Here is an 18,810-nt window from a genome sequence, read left to right on the forward strand (position 1 = left end):
GCCGATGATTATTTGATTGTGAGAAAAAGGACGCTTTTTATATGTGATTAAAAGCGTCCTGACCCATTTGTGCTGATGTAAATTTAACTCAAACCAGTGCTTTTAGTTCTTCCTGCATATATGTTGAAAAGTATTCAGGATTTTTAATCACAGAGCGTTCACCAGACTCCATTTTTTTTGCCCATCCAACCATTTTTTCCGTGAAACCAGGGTTCCAGCCTTCCTGGTCAGCTCGCGCCGTAATATCAGCGGCACTCGCGGGTACTCCCAGTTCTTTTAAATATTTAAAGATTCCCTTCGCCGTACTTTCATTCATCGAACTTGGTGTTGGCGCTGATACATCCATGGCACCAATGAAATCCAGGGCTTTATCTATTACAGCAGGCATATTCTTATCCTTAAAATTAACCATGTTATCGATAAGGCTATATATGACCTTAATTTGTATCTAATATCAAAGGGATTATAACGATATGGCACGAGTTAACCTGTTGACATTCAGGTGTTTTAAAGGTAGCAGCTCATAGTGTGTTATCCAGTAAGATGGAGAAAATTAATGGTCAGTCCTCACGCTATAACCAGATTGTTCAGGTAAGAAAGAAAACCAGAGATGCTAATCGAAGGGCGAACATAACGGCATGATTATGTTTATTTATATAGTTAGTTTTATAGATAAAATTGAAATTATAAAAATAAATAATGAATTAGCAGGAGCATCAACTGTAATATCTTAATCTCTGGTCGATTTATGCAAAACCGACCAGTATTGTCGATAAATTATCGTCTGACTTATTTTGCTTCGATAAAGCTTACACCGCAGCCACAATCTTAATTTCAACTTTATACTTCGGGTTCATCAAACCTGCTTGTACCGTGCAGCGCACCGGCGCATGACCCGCGACAACCCAGGCATCCCACGCTTTATTCATCGCCGCGAAGTCGTTTTTATCGGCCAGGAAAATGGTGGCATCCAGAATGCTCGATTTATTGCTGCCCTGTTTTTCCAGCACGGCGTCAATCTGCGCCAGCGTGTTGGCGGTTTGCTCAAAGGCATCGGCGTCGAGGTTTTCCGGTACACCAGTGTAGTAGAGCGTGTTGTTGTGGATTACCACATCAGACCAGCGGGCTTCGGCATCGATACGAACGATAGTCATCATTTTGTCCTCATTATACTCCCATTTTCGTGCTGCAAAGACTGCCACAATGTGAGGTCGCCGTCACCACTTCAACTGGCGAAAGCGCCCTCATCCTGACATAATCCCTGTTCAAATCAACAGGGGGTAGTGTGACGGACGATTTTGCACCAGACGGTCAGTTAGCGAAAGCGATACCAGGCTTTAAGCCGCGAGAACCACAGCGACAGATGGCGGTAGCCGTCACCCAGGCGATAGAAAAAGGCCAGCCGCTGGTGGTGGAAGCAGGAACCGGTACGGGCAAAACCTACGCTTACCTGGCCCCTGCGCTGCGGGCGAAAAAGAAAGTCATAATCTCGACCGGCTCAAAAGCGTTGCAGGATCAGCTCTACAGCCGCGATTTGCCAACGGTCTCAAAGGCATTGAAATACACGGGCAATGTGGCGCTGCTGAAAGGGCGCTCAAACTACCTCTGCCTCGAACGTCTCGAACAGCAGGCGCTGGCGGGGGGCGATCTGCCGGTACAAATCTTAAGCGATGTGATCCTGCTGCGCTCCTGGTCTAATCAAACAGTCGATGGCGATATCAGCACCTGCGTCAGCGTGGCGGAAGATTCACAGGCGTGGCCGCTGGTCACCAGCACCAACGATAACTGCCTCGGCAGTGACTGCCCGATGTATAAAGATTGCTTTGTGGTCAAAGCACGCAAAAAAGCGATGGACGCCGATGTGGTGGTGGTGAATCATCATCTGTTTCTGGCGGATATGGTGGTGAAAGAGAGCGGTTTTGGCGAATTGATCCCGGAAGCGGACGTCATGATCTTCGACGAAGCCCACCAGCTGCCCGACATTGCCAGCCAGTATTTTGGTCAGTCACTCTCCAGTCGACAACTGCTCGACCTGGCAAAAGACATCACCATCGCCTACCGCACCGAATTAAAAGACACCCAGCAGTTACAAAAGTGCGCGGACCGTCTTGCCCAGAGTGCGCAGGATTTTCGCCTGCAACTCGGTGAGCCAGGTTATCGCGGTAACCTGCGTGAGCTGTTAGCTAATCCGCAAATTCAGCGGGCATTTTTACTGCTCGATGACACTCTGGAACTTTGTTATGACGTGGCGAAACTGTCGCTGGGGCGTTCCGCCTTGCTGGATGCGGCATTTGAACGCGCCACGTTATATCGCACACGGCTGAAACGGCTAAAAGAGATCAATCAGCCGGGCTACAGCTACTGGTACGAATGCACTTCGCGCCATTTTACTCTGGCTCTCACGCCGCTCAGCGTGGCGGATAAATTCAAAGAGTTAATGGCGCAAAAAACCGGTAGCTGGATCTTTACCTCAGCAACGCTGTCGGTAAACGACGATCTGCATCATTTCACCTTGCGGCTTGGCATTGAACAGGCAGAGTCGTTGCTGTTACCCAGCCCCTTTGATTACAGCCGCCAGGCGTTACTCTGTGTGCCGCGCAACCTGCCGCAAACCAATCAACCGGGTTCCGCACGGCAACTGGCGGCAATGCTGCGACCGATCATCGAAGCTAACAACGGTCGTTGTTTTATGCTTTGTACCTCGCACGCCATGATGCGCGATCTGGCCGAGCAGTTCCGCGCTACCATGACGCTTCCCGTTTTGTTGCAGGGGGAAACCAGCAAAGGGCAACTGTTGCAGCAATTTGTCAGCGCCGGTAACGCGCTTCTTGTGGCAACCAGCAGTTTCTGGGAAGGGGTGGACGTGCGTGGCGATACATTGTCATTGGTGATTATCGACAAATTGCCGTTTACCTCGCCGGATGATCCACTATTAAAAGCACGCATGGAAGATTGCCGTTTGCGCGGTGGTGATCCGTTCGATGAAGTACAACTGCCGGATGCGGTCATTACTCTCAAGCAGGGGGTAGGGCGATTGATTCGCGACGCCGACGATCGCGGCGTGTTAGTGATTTGCGACAATCGGCTGGTGATGCGCCCTTACGGCGCGACGTTTCTCGCCAGTCTGCCGCCAGCGCCGCGCACCCGCGACATTGCCCGTGCGGTTCGTTTCCTTGCGATACCATCCTCCAGGTAATTTGTTACGGAGTATGGTATGATGCGCGCCTTTTTATTGATCTAAGCACGAAGACCCATGCGAATTCTGGCTATCGATACCGCGACAGAGGCCTGCTCTGTCGCCCTGTGGAACGACGGTACTGTCAACGCTCATTTTGAGCTTTGCCCTCGTGAACATACTCAACGAATCTTACCGATGGTGCAGGATATCCTGACCACCAGCGGAACTTCTCTGACTGACATAAACGCTCTGGCTTACGGGCGCGGCCCCGGTAGCTTTACCGGCGTGCGCATTGGTATTGGCATTGCGCAAGGGCTGGCACTTGGCGCAGAGCTGCCGATGATTGGCGTCTCCACGCTAATGACGATGGCGCAAGGGGCGTGGCGCAAAAACGGCGCAACCCGCGTGCTGGCAGCTATTGACGCGCGAATGGGCGAAGTTTACTGGGCCGAATATCAGCGTGATGAAAACGGTATCTGGCATGGTGAAGAAACCGAAGCCGTACTCAAACCCGAACTGGTTCATGAACGAATGCAACAGCTTTCCGGCGAATGGGTGACGGTAGGGACGGGCTGGCAAGCCTGGCCGGATCTCGGTAAAGAGAGCGGGCTGGTTTTGCGCGATGGCGAAGTGTTACTGCCCGCTGCAGAAGATATGCTGCCGATTGCGTGCCAGATGTTTGCCGAGGGTAAAACGGTGGCGGTGGAACATGCTGAACCAGTTTATTTACGTAACAACGTCGCATGGAAGAAACTTCCGGGCAAAGAATGAATCTTAAGAGTATGCCCTGAGAAAAAAAGGAGTCGCATCATGGCGGTTCAAAAGAATGTTATCAAAGGCATACTGGCAGGTACGTTTGCGCTAATGCTGAGCGGTTGTGTTACTGTGCCGGACGCCATTAAAGGCAGCAGTCCCACGCCGCAACAAGATTTAGTTCGGGTGATGAGTGCGCCGCAGCTGTACGTTGGTCAGGAGGCACGCTTTGGCGGCAAAGTGGTTGCGGTACAAAACCAGCAAGGGAAAACCCGCCTGGAAATTGCTACCGTACCGCTGGACAGCGGTGCCAGACCGACGCTGGGAGAACCTTCTCGCGGTCGCATTTATGCCGATGTGAATGGTTTTCTTGATCCGGTCGATTTCCGTGGGCAGCTGGTGACAGTTGTCGGGCCAATCACCGGTACGGTTGACGGAAAAATCGGCAACACGCCCTATAAATTTATGGTGATGCAGGCAACAGGTTACAAACGTTGGCATTTAACCCAGCAGGTGATTATGCCGCCTCAGCCGATTGATCCATGGTTTTATGGCGGTCGTGGCTGGCCCTATGGCTACGGTGGATGGGGCTGGTATAATCCCGGCCCCGCGAGAGTACAAACAGTTGTAACTGAATAATTGCTTGTTTTTAAAGAAAAAGAAACAGCGGCCGGTCCGCTGTTTCTGCATTCTTACGGTAAAGATAAAAATAAATAGTGACGCGCTTCGCAACCTTTTCCTTGGGTAATTATCAAGCTGGTAAGATGAGTTAATATTATGTTAACAGCATGTCTATCACTTGGGGTTGCGATGACGACGAACACGCATTTTAGAGGTGAAGAATTGAAGAAGGTTTGGCTTAACCGTTATCCCACGGACGTTCCGACGGAGATCAACCCTGACCGTTATCAATCTCTGGTAGATATGTTTGAGCAGTCGGTCGCGCGCTATGCCGATCAACCCGCGTTTGTGAATATGGGGGAGGTGATGACCTTCCGCAAACTGGAAGAACGCAGTCGCGCGTTTGCCGCTTATTTGCAACAAGGGTTGGGGCTGAAGAAAGGCGATCGCGTTGCGTTGATGATGCCTAACTTATTGCAATATCCGGTGGCGCTGTTTGGCATTTTGCGTGCCGGGATGATCGTCGTAAACGTTAACCCGTTGTATACCCCGCGTGAGCTTGAGCATCAGCTTAACGATAGCGGCGCATCGGCGATTGTTATCGTGTCTAACTTTGCCCACACTCTGGAAAAAGTGGTTGATAAAACCGCCGTTCAGCACGTTATTCTGACCCGTATGGGCGATCAGCTATCTACGGCAAAAGGCACGGTAGTCAATTTCGTTGTTAAATACATCAAGCGTCTTGTGCCGAAATACCATCTGCCAGATGCCATTTCATTTCGTAGCGCCCTGCACAACGGCTACCGGATGCAGTACGTCAAACCAGAACTGGTGCCGGAAGATTTAGCTTTCCTGCAATACACCGGCGGCACCACTGGTGTGGCGAAAGGCGCGATGCTGACTCACCGCAATATGCTGGCGAACCTGGAACAGGTTAACGCGACCTATGGTCCGCTGTTGCATCCGGGCAAAGAGCTGGTGGTGACGGCGCTGCCGCTGTATCACATTTTTGCACTGACCATTAACTGCCTGCTGTTTATCGAACTGGGGGGGCAGAACCTGCTTATCACTAACCCGCGCGATATTCCAGGGTTGGTAAAAGAGTTAGCGAAATATCCGTTTACCGCTATCACTGGTGTTAACACCTTGTTCAATGCGTTGCTGAACAATAAAGAGTTCCAGCAGCTGGATTTCTCCAGTCTGCATCTTTCCGCAGGCGGAGGGATGCCTGTTCAGCAAGTGGTGGCAGAACGTTGGGTTAAACTGACTGGACAGTATCTGCTGGAAGGTTATGGCCTGACCGAGTGCGCGCCGCTGGTCAGCGTTAACCCGTATGATATTGATTATCATAGTGGTAGCATCGGTTTGCCGGTGCCGTCGACGGAAGCCAAACTGGTGGATGATGATGATAATGAAGTACCACCTGGTCAACCAGGTGAGCTTTGTGTCAAAGGACCGCAGGTGATGCTGGGTTACTGGCAGCGTCCGGATGCTACCGATGAAATCATCAAAAATGGCTGGTTACACACCGGCGACATCGCGGTGATGGATGAAGAAGGATTCCTGCGCATTGTCGATCGTAAAAAAGACATGATTCTGGTTTCCGGTTTTAACGTTTATCCCAACGAGATTGAAGATGTCGTCATGCAGCATCCTGGCGTACAGGAAGTCGCGGCTGTTGGCGTACCTTCCGGCTCCAGTGGTGAAGCGGTGAAAATCTTCGTAGTGAAAAAAGATCCATCGCTTACCGAAGAGTCACTGGTGACCTTTTGCCGCCGTCAGCTCACGGGCTACAAAGTACCGAAGCTGGTGGAGTTTCGTGATGAGTTACCGAAATCTAACGTCGGAAAAATTTTGCGACGAGAATTACGTGACGAAGCGCGCGGCAAAGTGGACAATAAAGCCTGAGCGTTAAGTCAGTCGTCAGACGCCGGTTAATCCGGCGTTTTTTTTGACGCCCACTAAAGAGAATACAATTTGAATTACCAAATGATTACCACGGACGATGCGCTGGCTTCTTTGTGTGAAGCCGTCCGTGCCTTTCCGGCGATAGCCCTGGATACTGAATTTGTTCGTACGCGCACCTATTACCCGCAACTGGGTCTAATTCAACTTTTTGATGGTGAGCATCTGGCGCTAATTGATCCTCTCGGGATCTCCGACTGGTCACCACTGAAAGCGATCCTGCGCGATCCGTCCATCACAAAATTTCTCCATGCAGGCAGTGAAGATCTGGAAGTGTTCCTCAATGTCTTTGGCGAATTACCACAACCCCTGATTGACACGCAAATCCTTGCTGCCTTCTGCGGACGCCCGATGTCATGGGGTTTCGCTTCCATGGTGGAAGAGTATTCCGGCGTTACGCTGGACAAGAGTGAATCGCGCACCGACTGGCTGGCCAGACCGCTGACCGAACGTCAGTGTGAATATGCAGCGGCGGATGTCTGGTATCTGTTACCGATCACCGCCAAGCTTATGGTAGAAACGGAGGCCTCCGGCTGGCTACCTGCGGCGCTGGATGAATGCCGCCTGATGCAAATGCGTCGTCAGGAAGTCGTTGCGCCGGAAGACGCCTGGCGTGATATCACCAATGCCTGGCAGTTACGCACACGCCAACTGGCCTGTCTGCAACTGTTAGCCGACTGGCGATTGCGCAAGGCGCGAGAGCGCGATCTGGCGGTGAACTTTGTCGTGCGTGAAGAGCATTTGTGGTCGGTAGCGCGTTATATGCCGGGAAGTCTGGGCGAACTGGACAGCCTGGGCTTATCCGGTAGCGAAATCCGCTTCCACGGTAAAACGTTGCTGGCGCTGGTGGAAAAAGCGCAGGCATTGCCAGAAGAGGCCTTACCGCAGCCGATGCTTAACCTGATGGACATGCCGGGTTATCGTAAAGCGTTTAAAGCGATTAAGTCGCTGATTACTGACGTCAGCGAAACGCACAAGATCAGCGCCGAATTGCTGGCGTCGCGTCGGCAAATCAACCAACTGCTGAACTGGCACTGGAAACTGAAACCGCAGAACAATTTGCCGGAGCTGATTTCCGGCTGGCGTGGTGAGTTGATGGCGGAAGCATTACACAATTTATTGCAGGAATATCCACAGTAAAATCTTCCGAAGCCGGACTGGGCGCGCTCAGTCCGGCTTCGGCAAACTACAAATCCAACAGCAGGTGGTTCAAATGAACTTATTTGAGCTTAACGCAAAATGCGCTCGACACCACGACGAGTAAATACCGATTCCTGAATGACGACTTCATTCTCTGTTCCTTCATTTACTCTACCGCCTGGCGAGGAATATTCGCCTTCGGTGTTTTTCCGGACCACGTAAAAATCGATGTCGCCAGGCTGTTTCCCGCCAGTGGTCATTTAGTACAAGTGCTACCGGAATATTACCAGCCAGCGAATGTCTGGGCCGTTTATGTTTCAAGGCTGGCGACGTCAGCGAAAGTGCGGATAACGGTAGAATTTTTACGCCAGTATTTTGCCGAGCACTACCCGAATTTTTCACTGGAGCATGCCTGATTAATGATTCAATTATCGGGTTGATATCGAGTTAAAACCTGATTTTCTCCTTTCTAAGCCGCTACAGATTGGTTAGCATATTCACCTTTAATCGCGCATGATCGAAAGATAATTAAAGAGGTTAATGTGTTCGCTGAATACGGGGTTCTGAATTACTGGACCTATCTGGTTGGGGCCATTTTTATTGTGTTGGTGCCAGGGCCAAATACCCTGTTTGTACTCAAAAATAGCGTCAGTAGCGGTATGAAAGGCGGTTATCTTGCGGCCTGTGGTGTATTTATTGGCGATGCGGTATTGATGTTTCTGGCATGGGCTGGAGTGGCGACATTAATTAAGACCACCCCGATATTATTCAACATCGTACGTTATCTTGGTGCGTTTTATTTGCTCTATCTGGGGAGTAAAATTCTCTACGCAACCCTGAAGGGTAAAAATAGCGAGGCCAAATCCGATGAGCCCCAATACGGTGCCATTTTTAAACGCGCGTTAATTTTGAGCCTGACTAATCCGAAAGCCATTTTGTTCTATGTGTCGTTTTTCGTACAGTTTATCGATGTTAATGCCCCACATACGGGAATTTCATTCTTTATTCTGGCGACGACGCTGGAACTGGTGAGTTTCTGCTATTTGAGCTTTCTGATTATTTCTGGGGCTTTTGTCACGCAGTACATACGTACCAAAAAGAAACTGGCTAAAGTGGGCAACTCCCTGATTGGTTTGATGTTCGTGGGTTTCGCCGCCCGACTGGCGACGCTGCAATCCTGATGCTTTCAGCCCGCGTTGCCGCGGGCTTCCCACCTGTAATCCTCCCTGATTCTTCTCTGATACGGTGCTAAAAAGTAACCAATAAATGGTATTTAAAATGCAAATTATCAGGCGTACCCTGAAACGGCTGGAATAAACCGTTTTCAGCGCATTCACCGAAGGAGGGAAAAGGATGCTGCAAATCCCACAGAATTATATTCATACGCGCTCAACGCCTTTCTGGAATAAACAAACTGCGCCTGCCGGAATATTCGAACGTCATCTTGATAAAGGAACGCGCCCGGGGGTTTACCCACGCCTTTCCGTTATGCATGGGGCGGTCAAATATCTCGGCTACGCTGATGAACACAGTGCAGAGCCTGATCAGGTGATCCTTATCGAAGCGGGGCAGTTTGCGGTGTTCCCTCCAGAAAAGTGGCACAACATTGAAGCCATGACTGACGATACTTATTTCAACATTGACTTCTTCGTTGCTCCTGAAGTCCTGATGGAAGGCGCGCAACAACGGAAAGTCATTCATAACGGGAAATGAATCATGGGCAAAGCAACGTATACCGTGACCGTCACCAATAACAGCAATGGCGTTTCTGTCGATTATGAAACAGAGACGCCGATGACTTTGCTGGTGCCAGAAGTGGCGGCTGAAGTGATAAAAGATCTGGTGAATACCGTGCGTTCTTATGACACGGAAAACGAACATGATGTTTGTGGTTGGTAATTATCACTGATCGTTGATGGCGCAATTTCTGCGCCATCGCAAAAAATTCCTCCGTGATGCTCGTCACAAATCTTACCCTCCCGATGTTGTGCTATGCTTTTTATCAGCGACTAACCCGCTAATGCAAAACAGATAAGTGAGGAAACAATGGGCATTCTGTCATGGATTATTTTTGGGCTTATTGCCGGTATTCTGGCGAAGTGGATCATGCCAGGTAAAGATGGTGGTGGATTCTTTATGACTATCCTACTGGGGATAGTCGGTGCCGTAGTTGGCGGATGGATCAGCACGCTGTTTGGCTTTGGTAAAGTCGATGGCTTCAATTTTGGCAGCTTCGTGGTTGCCGTTATTGGTGCAATTGTTGTGCTATTTATCTACAGGAAGATTAAAAGTTAACGCGTAAATTGCACAAAGGCTGCACACAGGCAGCCTTTGCTATTTTTTAGATGTGACGTTACCACCATCCCAGCTCAGTGCCGAGTACGACAATAATCGCCACACCCATCATAATAATCGTTGTTTTTTTCATCTTTATGCTCCCGGGGCAGCATAGCCGCCAATAAAAAACCATGCTAAAAATACGACCGCTGTAATAAAGATTACAACCGGAAAAATAATACCGATTCGCATGTTATCACCAATCAAAAGGATGTGAATACGCCTCAGGAATGTAGCGCTGAATGCGTGACAAAAGGTGTTTTCTGTTTATGTTTTTTCTCCTGATACATCGCGATATCGGCAGCATGCAGGGCACTGTCTGCATCGGTCGTTTCAGGATCGACTTCTACTATGCCAAGACTGGCACCAGGATAATACAAATCAACATCACCTAAGTGATATTCTCCGCGTATTTGTTGTTGAATACGTTCTCGCAGCGACGAAATATCCGCATTCTCGTTGTTCAGTGAAACAACCAAAAACTCATCACCGCCGAGACGACCAATAACTTCGCCATTTTGCTGGAGCGTATTAAGGCGCTCGCCAACCTGAATGAGAAACAGATCGCCACTATTATGACCAAAACGATCATTGATTAATTTGAAGTTATCCAGATCGATAAACGCGATCATTATCTTATGGTTAAGATGCCGGGCGAGAGAAAACAGCGTCGTCAGATTTTCAAAAATCGCCCGCCGATTCGGTAGCCCGGTTAACGAGTCGGTATACGATTGCGCAATCAGCGCAGCATTAGCTTCGCGCAGCTGTTCAACCAGTGCCTCTTTTTGAATATATTGTGCAATCAGTCCGGCGAACAACTGTAAGACCTGTTCCGCGCGTTCACTCCACTGGCGCTTCTCACTGCTGGCGGCGCAAAGCGTGCCATAGAATGATCCATCCGGTAAGTGAATTGGCGTGCTCAGAAATGTGGTGATGCCAAGATTGCGTGCCGCAACACAGTCGCCCCAACGGTCGGGGACTTCATCGCTGAAAAAACAGTTTTCATCAATGGCGCGTTTGCATAACGAGTAATCCCACGAGACGGTAAAATTCTCCGGGATGTGCATTTTCTGGCTATTACGGGCAAACATTATATGCTGCAGGCGCGCTTCGACATCCACTTTGGTCAGGTAGGTTGACTCCATATCAGTGACCATTTCCAGCATCTCCAGAAGCTGTCGAACCAGACTTTCCAGTGACTGTTCTTTGGCAAGGGATTGCGAGACGCGGGCGATAATCTGATCTGACACGAAACAACTCCAGGATACGGCGGGTAAATGCTGATTATTTAATCTTTGCAGGCATGATAAAACATCATCAACAAAGATGAAACAAGGCGTAATATGTTTTGAGTGAATGTAATAAAAATAGTGCTGCAAAACAAAACGATACCGCGATACTCTAAGCCTGGATAAATATGTGAGATCAATAAATGAAAATTATCAGTTTTGTTCTGCCTTGCTTGCTGGTCCTGGCTGGTTGTTCAACCCCTTCTCAGCCAGAAGCACCTAAACCGCCGCAGATTGGTATGGCAAATCCGGCGTCGGTCTATTGCCAGCAGAAGGGCGGGACGCTCATTCCTGTGCAGACAGCGCAAGGGGTCAGCAACAATTGCAAATTACCGGGCGGTGAAACGATTGATGAATGGGCATTGTGGCGACGGGACCATCCGGCTGGTGAAAAATAACCGCCGGATGCTGTACTAAAATCACAAGCTACGTAGCCAGTCTGCCAGCACCAGCGCATGGTTCTGCGTGGTGTTTTTTGCTGAGTAGAGCAGGGTCAGCGGCTGTTTTTTGGCGATGTCTGCCAGCCGCTTTCCTTCTTGCTCGTGTTGCGCCAGTTCTGCAAGATATTGCTCGCGAAAGGTTGCAAAATCGACGACTTCGCCGTGAAAGGCTTTGCGCAGCTCCGTTGACGGCGTGATTTCTTTATCCCATTCATCAAGGGCTAAATCGGTTTTTTTGATACCGCGTGGCCAGAGGCGGTCGACCAGTACGCGATAACCATCGCTCTGTTCAGCCGGATCATAAACGCGTTTGCACTGAATATTCATCGTATTTGTTCTCCCTTTCACGCATGATTTGTCACGTCACTATAGCACCGGATATTAGCGAATTTCTTTGTCTCTCCCGGCGCAAAGTCCGAAAATCGCCATCAGTAGTGAAAGTATTGCAACACCCAGCAGTGGTACGGACCAGTCACCGTTAGCATCGTGTATTTTACCCATCAGCGGCGGCCCACAGGCTGCCAGCAAATACCCGACGGATTGTGCCATCCCCGAGAGTGCCGCCGCCTGATGCGCAGAACTTGCCCGCAGACCAATGAACGTCAACCCCAGTATCATTGTTGCGCCGGAACCAAAACCGAAAAGCAGAGTCCAGGTGATCGCGTGTGCTGGCATAAAGCAGAGCCCAACCGCGCCCACTGCGCACATCAAGGCAACGAACGCTGCAATACCACGCTGATCTTTCACATGATGTAAGAAAAGTGGGATCAGCAAACCGGGAGCTGCTGTGGCTAGTTGCAGCAAACCATGCAGTGAACCCGCCTGTGCTTCGCTATAGCCGTGACTGATGAGAATCGCCGGAAGCCAGCCAATAATCACGTAATAGACCAGTGAGTTGATCCCAAGAAACAATGTTACCTGCCAGGCAAGCGGCGAACGCCAGATACCCCGAGTATGTAAGGCGCGTGAGGTACTCAAATTTGCATGTTGTTGACTTCGCCACTGTGGCAGCCATAAAAAAAGAGCCAGCAGAGGAAAACACATCAGCATGAGCAACGCGCCTTGCCAGCCAAAACCGTTCAAAGCCAGCGGCACTACCATCGCCGATCCCAGTGCCGCCGCAGCTCCCATTGTCAGGGAATATGCGCCGGTAAGTCTGGCGACGGAATGAGGGAAATCGCGTTTAATTAATCCTGGCAGTAAGACATTGCCTAATGCAATCCCACCGCCAATGATCGCTGTACCGCCAAATAATAAGTAAGGCGAAGGGAGAGAGCGAATTGCGATACCTGCACAGATCAAAAGTAACGCGGCAAACAGGCTACGTTCCATACCAAAACGTCGCGCCACCGGGGCGGCCAGCGGTGAGATTAGCGCAAAGGCTAATAATGGCAGGGTGGTCAATAAGCCGGTTTGCGCCGTCGTTAGCGAGTAAGCGGAACGAATCGTATCCAGTAACGGTGCTGCGCCGGTAAAGGTGACGCGTAATGTTGTGGCAATCATCAGAATGCCAGCGATAAGGACAATCCTGTTTTTGCCGCTTAATGAAGTTGAACAGGTCATATGCTTCTCATTGTTACAAACGAGGCTGTACCTTACCGTTTTTATTGTTATGTTGAATCAAGCTAAAATGACAAAATATCGCTAAATTCGGACAAAATGATGCACAGGTTGAATCTCAATGGCTATGAACCCGACCGACACCATGAAGCCGCGGTCGCATTTTGTATTCACGCCGGAACGGATGAGTTAACCAGTCCTGTACATCAGCACCGCAAAGGGCAGTTGATACTGGCACTACATGGTGCAATTACCTGTACGGTGGAAAATGCTTTGTGGATGGTGCCGCCACAATATGCGGTTTGGATACCGGGCGGGGTGAAACATAGTAATCAAGTGACAGCTAACGCTGAACTCTGTTTTCTGTTTATCGAGCCCAGCGCAGTGACAATGCCGACAACATGTTGCACATTGAAAATATCGCCCTTATGCCGGGAATTAATTTTAACCCTGGCAAACAGGACGACGACTCAGCGTGCTGAGCCGATGACCCGCAGATTAATTCAGGTCCTGTTTGATGAACTCCCTCAGCAGCCACAACAACAGCTGCACCTGCCCGTTTCTTCTCATCCTAAAATCCGCACGATGGTGGAGATGATGGCGAAAGAGCCCGTCGAGTGGGGCTCATTGGGGCAATGGGCTGGCTTTTTTGCGATGAGTGAACGCAATCTTGCCCGGCTGATAGTGAAAGAGACGGGGTTGAGTTTTCGCCAGTGGCGTCAGCAGTTACAGCTGATTATGGCGCTTCAGGGATTAGTGAAAGGCGATACTGTACAGAAAGTTGCTCATACGCTGGGGTATGATTCAACAACGGCCTTTATTACTATGTTTAAGAAAGGCCTGGGGCAAACGCCAGGCCGATATATTGCGGGATTAACTACTGTTTCCCCACAATCAGCGAAACCAGACCCGCGGCAATAAGCGGGCCAACCGGTACGCCGCGAAACAGCGCCACGCCTAAAACAGTGCCCACCAGCAGCCCGGCGACCAGTTGCGGCTGGCTGCCCATTAACGTCACGCCGCGCCCCCCCAGCCAGGAGACAATAACGCCGACTGCAATTGCCACCAGCGATTTCCAGTTCAGAAACGAGTGAATCAGGGTTGAGGGCGGTAGCGTCCCGCTGGCGATGGGGGCCATAACGCCAATCGTCAGAATGATTATCCCGATACTTAGCCCCTGTTTTTCAATCCACGGGAAAAAGGTGCTTAACGGTGTGACGCGGACAATGATCAACACCAGAATTGAAACGGCGACAGTGGTGTTATGACTGATAAAGCCCAGCGCAGCTAACCCGAGCAGGATCAGCAAAGTGACATCAAACATCGTGGTTTCCTTGCCAAAAAATAATGAGCCTGCTTACTTTACGCTTGCTGCAGGAAGGAAGTAGAAAATCTTTACGTTTTTTGCATAAAAAATCAGACGAACTGTCATCAAACTGCCATTTGTGTACGTTAACAATAACGTGAAAACAGCTATCTCCCGGGGGCATACTATGAACGATCAAATGTTCGTCGAGACACTGATTATCACGTCATCGTTTTTTGCCATTGCAGTTGTGCTGGTTTTGTCCGTTCTGCTTATTGAACGGACAGGCTAGTTACGCAGTGCGGCGGAAATTGACCAGTTCTGGTTGCGCAATACGCAAATAATCCGCGGTTTTCAAAATAACGGATTTATCCAGCATGCCTGCATTGAAGGCGATTTCATCAAATCGTTCGAAGAGTAGGGGGTCGGCAACCAGTTTGAGTTTTGGATGGAAGCTGAAAGGGGGGATCGCGCCGAAGACACAGCCTGTGAGTTCATCGACTTCCGCCGGGCTGGCCAACGAAGCGCGTAATCCGCCTATATGGCTGGCGAGTTGGCTCAGATCGGCCTGTTGATCGGCAGCGAGGATCGCCAGAACATGTTGATTTACGCCATTGCCTTTGACTTTGCATACCAGTGCCTTAGCCCCCTGGCCTAAAGCGGTGCCACGAATTTCTGACACCGCTTCACATTTACCTACCGCTTCATGGGTAACGACGCGGAAGTTAGCACCTTCTTGTGATAATAAAGCGATTAACCGCTGATGCGTCACGCTTCCTTTAGCCATTTCAGTCATTTCATGCTCCTGAGATTACAAGCAAACAACCACAGAAGATTATCATGAACGGCTGTTTTTGTTCTGCTTATTGACATATAAACGCTCATCGGAAGCTTTATACGCATCATGTAACGTATCGTTTTCTTTCATCGCGTAAATACCGGAAGAGAAGCCGATCTCTTTCTGCGGCGCGATATGTTGCAGACGTTTTTCGATACGTTCAGGCAGTTGTGCTGCAATTTGCGGCGTCGAATCGACAAGAATGATGCAGAATTCATCGCCACCGAGTCGGATGGCATAATCACTTTTACGAATCGACTGTTTAATCGCCTGAGCTAATAACGTAATCGCTAAATCCCCCTCCTGATGACCGAGGGTGTCATTTATTTGCTTTAACTTGTCCATGTCAATAGCAATAAACATCACCGAAGAACCGGATTGCACCAGTTTCTGCAACCGCTGCTCCAGTTCAGGGGTTAAAATTTTGCGATTATAGAGTCCAGTCATCGCATCACTAATATTTTCTCGCGACACATTTTGGTATAAGCGGAAGTGCATCCGCACCATATTCAGCAAAATTAACGCCGTCAAAATCCAGAACAGAACGCTTTTCCACGAAGACGTGATAAAGTAAAGAATATCAATGGATAACGAGACACGAATGCCGCCCGGTAAGTCATGGACGTAACTGACATACTGGAACAGATTATCTTCGCTCTGGTTGATGATAATGTCGCGCCCCGAATCTGTATCGGTTAGCGTGACATTGAGAAAACGCCAGAGGAGAGGGCGGTCATGAGTGTAAAAGATATTCCGCAGATTGTTTTTGTTAATATCCAGCAGCACAATCCCTTTTAGCTGCCCTGCGACATATACCGGCGTCAGCAAACTCATCACGTTCTGTTTAGTACGCTGATCCTGGTAAATGCTCGATAATACGGTACGCCCGGTAAATACTTTTTCAATATCTTTGCGATCGATACCAATACTTCCTGACTGCAGGAAGGACCAGTTATTCATCGCAAAGTATTCAACATTAACCGGCTCATAAAAATAGACATAGCGGTCATTGAGATCGAGATAATAGTGAAATTTCTCTTCGGCCATCCCAAGACCTGAACCGTAATCATCCTGGTGGCGGTTGCCTTCCACTGCCTGATCAAAAGCGGGTAATAGTGCTGCAGCTTCCACAATTGTGTCGCAGTCAGTGGATGCGGTTTGTAATGTGCCGCGTAAGCCCGGGTATTTATGGGCAGTCAGGTTTAAGCCATGGGTATTATTGGCAGACTCAAAAGCCTCGCAGATGGCGCGCCGCTGTTCTGGCGGCACTTCCGACTGCTCAGCAGCGAGAGCGCGCATCACATGCGCGGCAATACTCTGATTCTGATACTTATCATAAAGAAAGGAGGAGTCTGCTCTCTGCACGATATAGCGCAGATAGGCACTCATTGCTCTGTCGCTGGCGACAAGTTCAAAAATAAGGAAGGAAGATGTCAGCACAATGACACTTGCGGCGATAAAATGCCGGAGCATTCTATGGTGCAATTTCATGATAAATGGCACTCCTTCGGTTAGTGAAACGAGAAAACCAGATAAAGTTCGATTGCGGCCTGGCACAGGGGCGCTAATTATACTCATCTCTGCGCCGCTGGGGAGGGGAAATTTAGGGGTAATAGTAATAAATTGTATGCAAAAGCCACGCAAAAAGCATGGCTCTGAATATTTTTGCACTTAAATATGATGAATAATCACTTTGTTGCCCCCCTCGCTTTTCGCTTCGCGTAAGGCTTTATCTGCTTCCGTCATGACAAGCGAGATATTATGCGTGTCACCCGTTGAAAAAACCGTGCCAATACTGATGGTCATTTGTTCAGGAACATCATATCTGTTACTAAAGCCGGTCAGGAGTTCGACATTTTTACGCATACGTTCCGCAATGATTTTTGCCTGGGCACTATTGAGTTCGGTAAATAGCAAGCCAAATACCTCACCCTCCAGTCGCGCTAAAATATCATCGGGGCGGATGCTTTGCTGGATAATATCGACAATTGAAACCAGCACTTTATCACCCACACGATGTCCCCATTGGGCATTGATGCGTTTGAACTGATTAATATCAACCAGCATGACACAGAAGTCCTTAACAACAGGTCGCGACAATAATGACTCTACGCTGTTGAAAAAGTAGCGCCGATTATAAATATTGGTCAGCACATCATGAACTGCCAGTTTGCTGGAGAGTTGCAGTTCCTGAAAAATGTTATAAATCAGAAAAGACACAACAAACAGTTTACTGGAAACTTCAATCCCGCGACTGATATACCAGATGGTGTAATTATACTCATCCAGAGTCAGTAGAAGTAAGTTGCAGCATAGCGATGCCAGACATAATAATGCTATTAACGGCCATAGTTCGCTGGCTAATCGTGTACGCATGATAATAAAGAACAGTAAAAATGCCCACAAACAAACCAATATTTTTGTATAGTTGATTCCCCAGGTCGCAGTATGGTTGTCCGGACAGTAATCGACGACATACAAAGAATAGTCAGCGTTATAACTGCTCAGATTGTGTGCCAGAAGGGGAAAAACTAAAAAAGGAATCAGCGCCAGCAACAGAATGCCAGTTTTCTTCTTATTGTTGTCAAGGATGTTGTCTTTCCCATAACAAAAGAGCGCCAGCGAGGTTAAACAAATGAAACTGAGTTGGCGGAAAATATAGAAAATAGAAACATCATTCGACTTTGTCTGGATCAGTGTACTGCCGTTGATTGGTTTATGGATAATTACAATGGTTTCAACTAAATAGATAAGGCCACTTAAAAATGCAAGGCTTAAAATGAGTGTTGGTAAAATTTGTTTGTTAGTGAAATACTTCATTAACATGAAAAGGAAAATGACGGCGTTAAGGAAAAACAAAGCCACAACAACCATCAGGTAATTCATCTGTGGGATGAGTTTTACATTTGTATTTTCGTTATATAAGGTAGTAATGCAAAATAAAATTAACGTCAGCAATAAGCTGAAAATAAAAAAGCCTTGAGCTTTTAATTTTTGTGTACCCATAGAAACCATAAAAAGGAGAGCAATGTGAGTGCTGGATTTTATTGATGGCAGAGATATATAGTTTTGACCAAGATCAATTTTCGTTAACGATAAAAAATAATTAAAGAATAACCCCAGGGAAATACGTGTTGACCGAATCATTTTTCCGAATGATTGTTTTCTGGAACTAAATTGTGTAAAGGTTATGCTGTCATATTTAAAGCGATTGTAAGCTAATGTATGTAATAAATGAGATAATTTACAGTGAGCTAATAAATATCCTCCGGCATAGCCGGAGGTTTTTCAAATGCGCCTATAAGGCTCTCTTACCAGCCGCGCCCTAACAGGCGCACACGATCTGACATTTGCATCCAACTTCGTTACTTACGGCCCGTAAA

23 protein-coding genes and 2 pseudogenes are annotated in these 18,810 nt (G+C 48.5%); 13 read left to right on the forward strand and 12 right to left on the reverse strand.

All coding sequences use genetic code 11. The annotated features are described in order from the left end of the window. Positions 1-88 precede the first annotated feature (88 nt). Entirely contained in the window at positions 89-388 is a 300-nt protein-coding gene (locus C4F37_RS05925; RefSeq protein ID WP_001111990.1) for a DUF1889 family protein, read from the reverse strand. A gap of 421 nt (positions 389-809) precedes the next feature. Continuing rightward, positions 810-1,154, reverse strand: coding sequence for a RidA family protein (locus C4F37_RS05930; protein WP_001295493.1), 345 nt, complete (start codon positions 1,152-1,154; stop codon positions 810-812). Positions 1,155-1,285: 131 nt separating this feature from the next. Here C4F37_RS05930 and C4F37_RS05935 point away from each other — a divergent pair, with 131 nt between their 5' ends. From C4F37_RS05935 to rnd, 5 genes are all read left to right on the forward strand, one after another. Continuing rightward, positions 1,286-3,196 (forward strand): ATP-dependent DNA helicase, encoded by a 1,911-nt coding sequence (locus C4F37_RS05935; RefSeq protein WP_001773936.1) that lies wholly within the window; start codon positions 1,286-1,288, stop codon positions 3,194-3,196. Between the two features lie 57 nt (positions 3,197-3,253). Beyond that, positions 3,254-3,949 (forward strand): tRNA (adenosine(37)-N6)-threonylcarbamoyltransferase complex dimerization subunit type 1 TsaB, encoded by a 696-nt coding sequence (gene tsaB / locus C4F37_RS05940; protein WP_001220981.1) that lies wholly within the window; start codon positions 3,254-3,256, stop codon positions 3,947-3,949. A 39-nt stretch (positions 3,950-3,988) separates the two neighbouring features. Then, positions 3,989-4,570, forward strand: a complete 582-nt coding sequence (yeaY, locus tag C4F37_RS05945; protein ID WP_000290578.1) for a Slp family lipoprotein YeaY — start codon at positions 3,989-3,991, stop codon at positions 4,568-4,570. 204 nt (positions 4,571-4,774) lie between these two features. After that, positions 4,775-6,460, forward strand: coding sequence for a long-chain-fatty-acid--CoA ligase FadD (gene fadD / locus C4F37_RS05950; RefSeq protein ID WP_077572252.1), 1,686 nt, complete (start codon positions 4,775-4,777; stop codon positions 6,458-6,460). 81 nt (positions 6,461-6,541) lie between these two features. Beyond that, positions 6,542-7,657: a ribonuclease D gene (gene rnd, locus C4F37_RS05955; protein WP_001335321.1), complete on the forward strand. Its 1,116-nt coding sequence runs from the start codon at positions 6,542-6,544 to the stop codon at positions 7,655-7,657. Between the two features lie 92 nt (positions 7,658-7,749). On the opposite strand, the pseudogene C4F37_RS27715 reads toward rnd, so the two are convergent. Further along, positions 7,750-7,905 (reverse strand): annotated as a pseudogene (locus tag C4F37_RS27715) (tartrate dehydrogenase); the annotation flags it as partial. On the opposite strand from C4F37_RS27715, the pseudogene C4F37_RS27720 reads away from it, so the two are divergent. From C4F37_RS27720 to C4F37_RS05980, 5 genes and pseudogenes are all read left to right on the forward strand, one after another. After that, a pseudogene (locus tag C4F37_RS27720) lies at positions 7,906-8,073 on the forward strand (LysR family transcriptional regulator); the annotation flags it as partial. It abuts the pseudogene before it with no gap. Between the two features lie 126 nt (positions 8,074-8,199). Next, the gene (leuE, locus tag C4F37_RS05965; protein WP_000457207.1) at positions 8,200-8,838 is read left to right on the forward strand and encodes a leucine efflux protein LeuE; all 639 of its coding nucleotides are present in this window, start codon (positions 8,200-8,202) and stop codon (positions 8,836-8,838) included. A gap of 172 nt (positions 8,839-9,010) precedes the next feature. Then, complete coding sequence (yeaR, locus tag C4F37_RS05970; protein WP_000939317.1) at positions 9,011-9,370, forward strand: DUF1971 domain-containing protein YeaR; 360 nt, start codon at positions 9,011-9,013, stop codon at positions 9,368-9,370. Positions 9,371-9,373: 3 nt separating this feature from the next. Then, positions 9,374-9,556 (forward strand): DUF1869 domain-containing protein, encoded by a 183-nt coding sequence (locus tag C4F37_RS05975; protein WP_000513737.1) that lies wholly within the window; start codon positions 9,374-9,376, stop codon positions 9,554-9,556. 147 nt (positions 9,557-9,703) lie between these two features. Beyond that, the gene (locus C4F37_RS05980; protein ID WP_000512153.1) at positions 9,704-9,952 is read left to right on the forward strand and encodes a GlsB/YeaQ/YmgE family stress response membrane protein; all 249 of its coding nucleotides are present in this window, start codon (positions 9,704-9,706) and stop codon (positions 9,950-9,952) included. A 58-nt stretch (positions 9,953-10,010) separates the two neighbouring features. On the opposite strand, the gene yoaJ is transcribed toward C4F37_RS05980, so the two are convergent. Genes yoaJ through dgcP form a run of 3 tightly spaced genes read right to left on the reverse strand, consistent with a single transcriptional unit; the run spans position 10,011 to position 11,244 of the window. Beyond that, positions 10,011-10,085 (reverse strand): protein YoaJ, encoded by a 75-nt coding sequence (gene yoaJ, locus C4F37_RS05985; protein ID WP_001386836.1) that lies wholly within the window; start codon positions 10,083-10,085, stop codon positions 10,011-10,013. A gap of 2 nt (positions 10,086-10,087) precedes the next feature. Beyond that, complete coding sequence (locus tag C4F37_RS05990) at positions 10,088-10,186, reverse strand: YoaK family small membrane protein (RefSeq protein ID WP_001219350.1); 99 nt, start codon at positions 10,184-10,186, stop codon at positions 10,088-10,090. 32 nt (positions 10,187-10,218) lie between these two features. Then, positions 10,219-11,244 (reverse strand): diguanylate cyclase DgcP, encoded by a 1,026-nt coding sequence (gene dgcP / locus C4F37_RS05995; protein ID WP_001283458.1) that lies wholly within the window; start codon positions 11,242-11,244, stop codon positions 10,219-10,221. 182 nt (positions 11,245-11,426) lie between these two features. Here dgcP and yoaF point away from each other — a divergent pair, with 182 nt between their 5' ends. Then, entirely contained in the window at positions 11,427-11,681 is a 255-nt protein-coding gene (gene yoaF, locus C4F37_RS06000; protein ID WP_000691930.1) for a DUF333 domain-containing lipoprotein YoaF, read from the forward strand. 21 nt (positions 11,682-11,702) lie between these two features. Here the strand turns inward: yoaF and C4F37_RS06005 are convergent, their stop codons facing one another. Both C4F37_RS06005 and nimT read right to left on the reverse strand, forming a co-directional pair. Next, positions 11,703-12,050: a DUF488 domain-containing protein gene (locus C4F37_RS06005; protein WP_001025381.1), complete on the reverse strand. Its 348-nt coding sequence runs from the start codon at positions 12,048-12,050 to the stop codon at positions 11,703-11,705. A 54-nt stretch (positions 12,051-12,104) separates the two neighbouring features. Next, positions 12,105-13,286, reverse strand: a complete 1,182-nt coding sequence (gene nimT, locus C4F37_RS06010; protein ID WP_000128461.1) for a 2-nitroimidazole transporter — start codon at positions 13,284-13,286, stop codon at positions 12,105-12,107. 96 nt (positions 13,287-13,382) lie between these two features. Here nimT and nimR point away from each other — a divergent pair, with 96 nt between their 5' ends. Next, positions 13,383-14,204 carry a DNA-binding transcriptional regulator NimR gene (nimR, locus tag C4F37_RS06015; RefSeq protein ID WP_000972263.1) on the forward strand — a complete coding sequence of 274 codons (822 nt, stop codon included), beginning with the start codon at positions 13,383-13,385 and terminating at the stop codon, positions 14,202-14,204. Here the strand turns inward: nimR and C4F37_RS06020 are convergent. After that, positions 14,161-14,607: a DUF441 domain-containing protein gene (locus C4F37_RS06020; protein WP_000460707.1), complete on the reverse strand. Its 447-nt coding sequence runs from the start codon at positions 14,605-14,607 to the stop codon at positions 14,161-14,163. The two genes, nimR and C4F37_RS06020, sit on opposite strands and share 44 nt — an antisense overlap. 169 nt (positions 14,608-14,776) lie before the next feature. On the opposite strand from C4F37_RS06020, the gene yoaI reads away from it, so the two are divergent. Then, positions 14,777-14,881, forward strand: coding sequence for a small membrane protein YoaI (gene yoaI / locus C4F37_RS06025; protein ID WP_000999630.1), 105 nt, complete (start codon positions 14,777-14,779; stop codon positions 14,879-14,881). Here yoaI and yeaK read toward each other — a convergent pair whose 3' ends face one another. The 3 genes from yeaK to C4F37_RS06040 form a co-directional block, all read right to left on the reverse strand. Next, positions 14,882-15,385: a mischarged aminoacyl-tRNA deacylase gene (gene yeaK, locus C4F37_RS06030; protein ID WP_000138051.1), complete on the reverse strand. Its 504-nt coding sequence runs from the start codon at positions 15,383-15,385 to the stop codon at positions 14,882-14,884. 42 nt (positions 15,386-15,427) lie between these two features. Further along, on the reverse strand, positions 15,428-16,918 hold the full coding sequence (gene dgcJ, locus C4F37_RS06035) for a diguanylate cyclase DgcJ (RefSeq protein ID WP_001298230.1): 1,491 nt from the start codon (positions 16,916-16,918) through the stop codon (positions 15,428-15,430). A gap of 180 nt (positions 16,919-17,098) precedes the next feature. Next, entirely contained in the window at positions 17,099-18,574 is a 1,476-nt protein-coding gene (locus C4F37_RS06040; RefSeq protein WP_000621384.1) for a sensor domain-containing diguanylate cyclase, read from the reverse strand. Between the last annotated feature and the right edge of the window lie 236 nt (positions 18,575-18,810).

This window comes from Escherichia sp. R1, assembly GCF_003000935.1.
In the GTDB taxonomy this organism is placed as follows: domain Bacteria; phylum Pseudomonadota; class Gammaproteobacteria; order Enterobacterales; family Enterobacteriaceae; genus Escherichia; species Escherichia coli.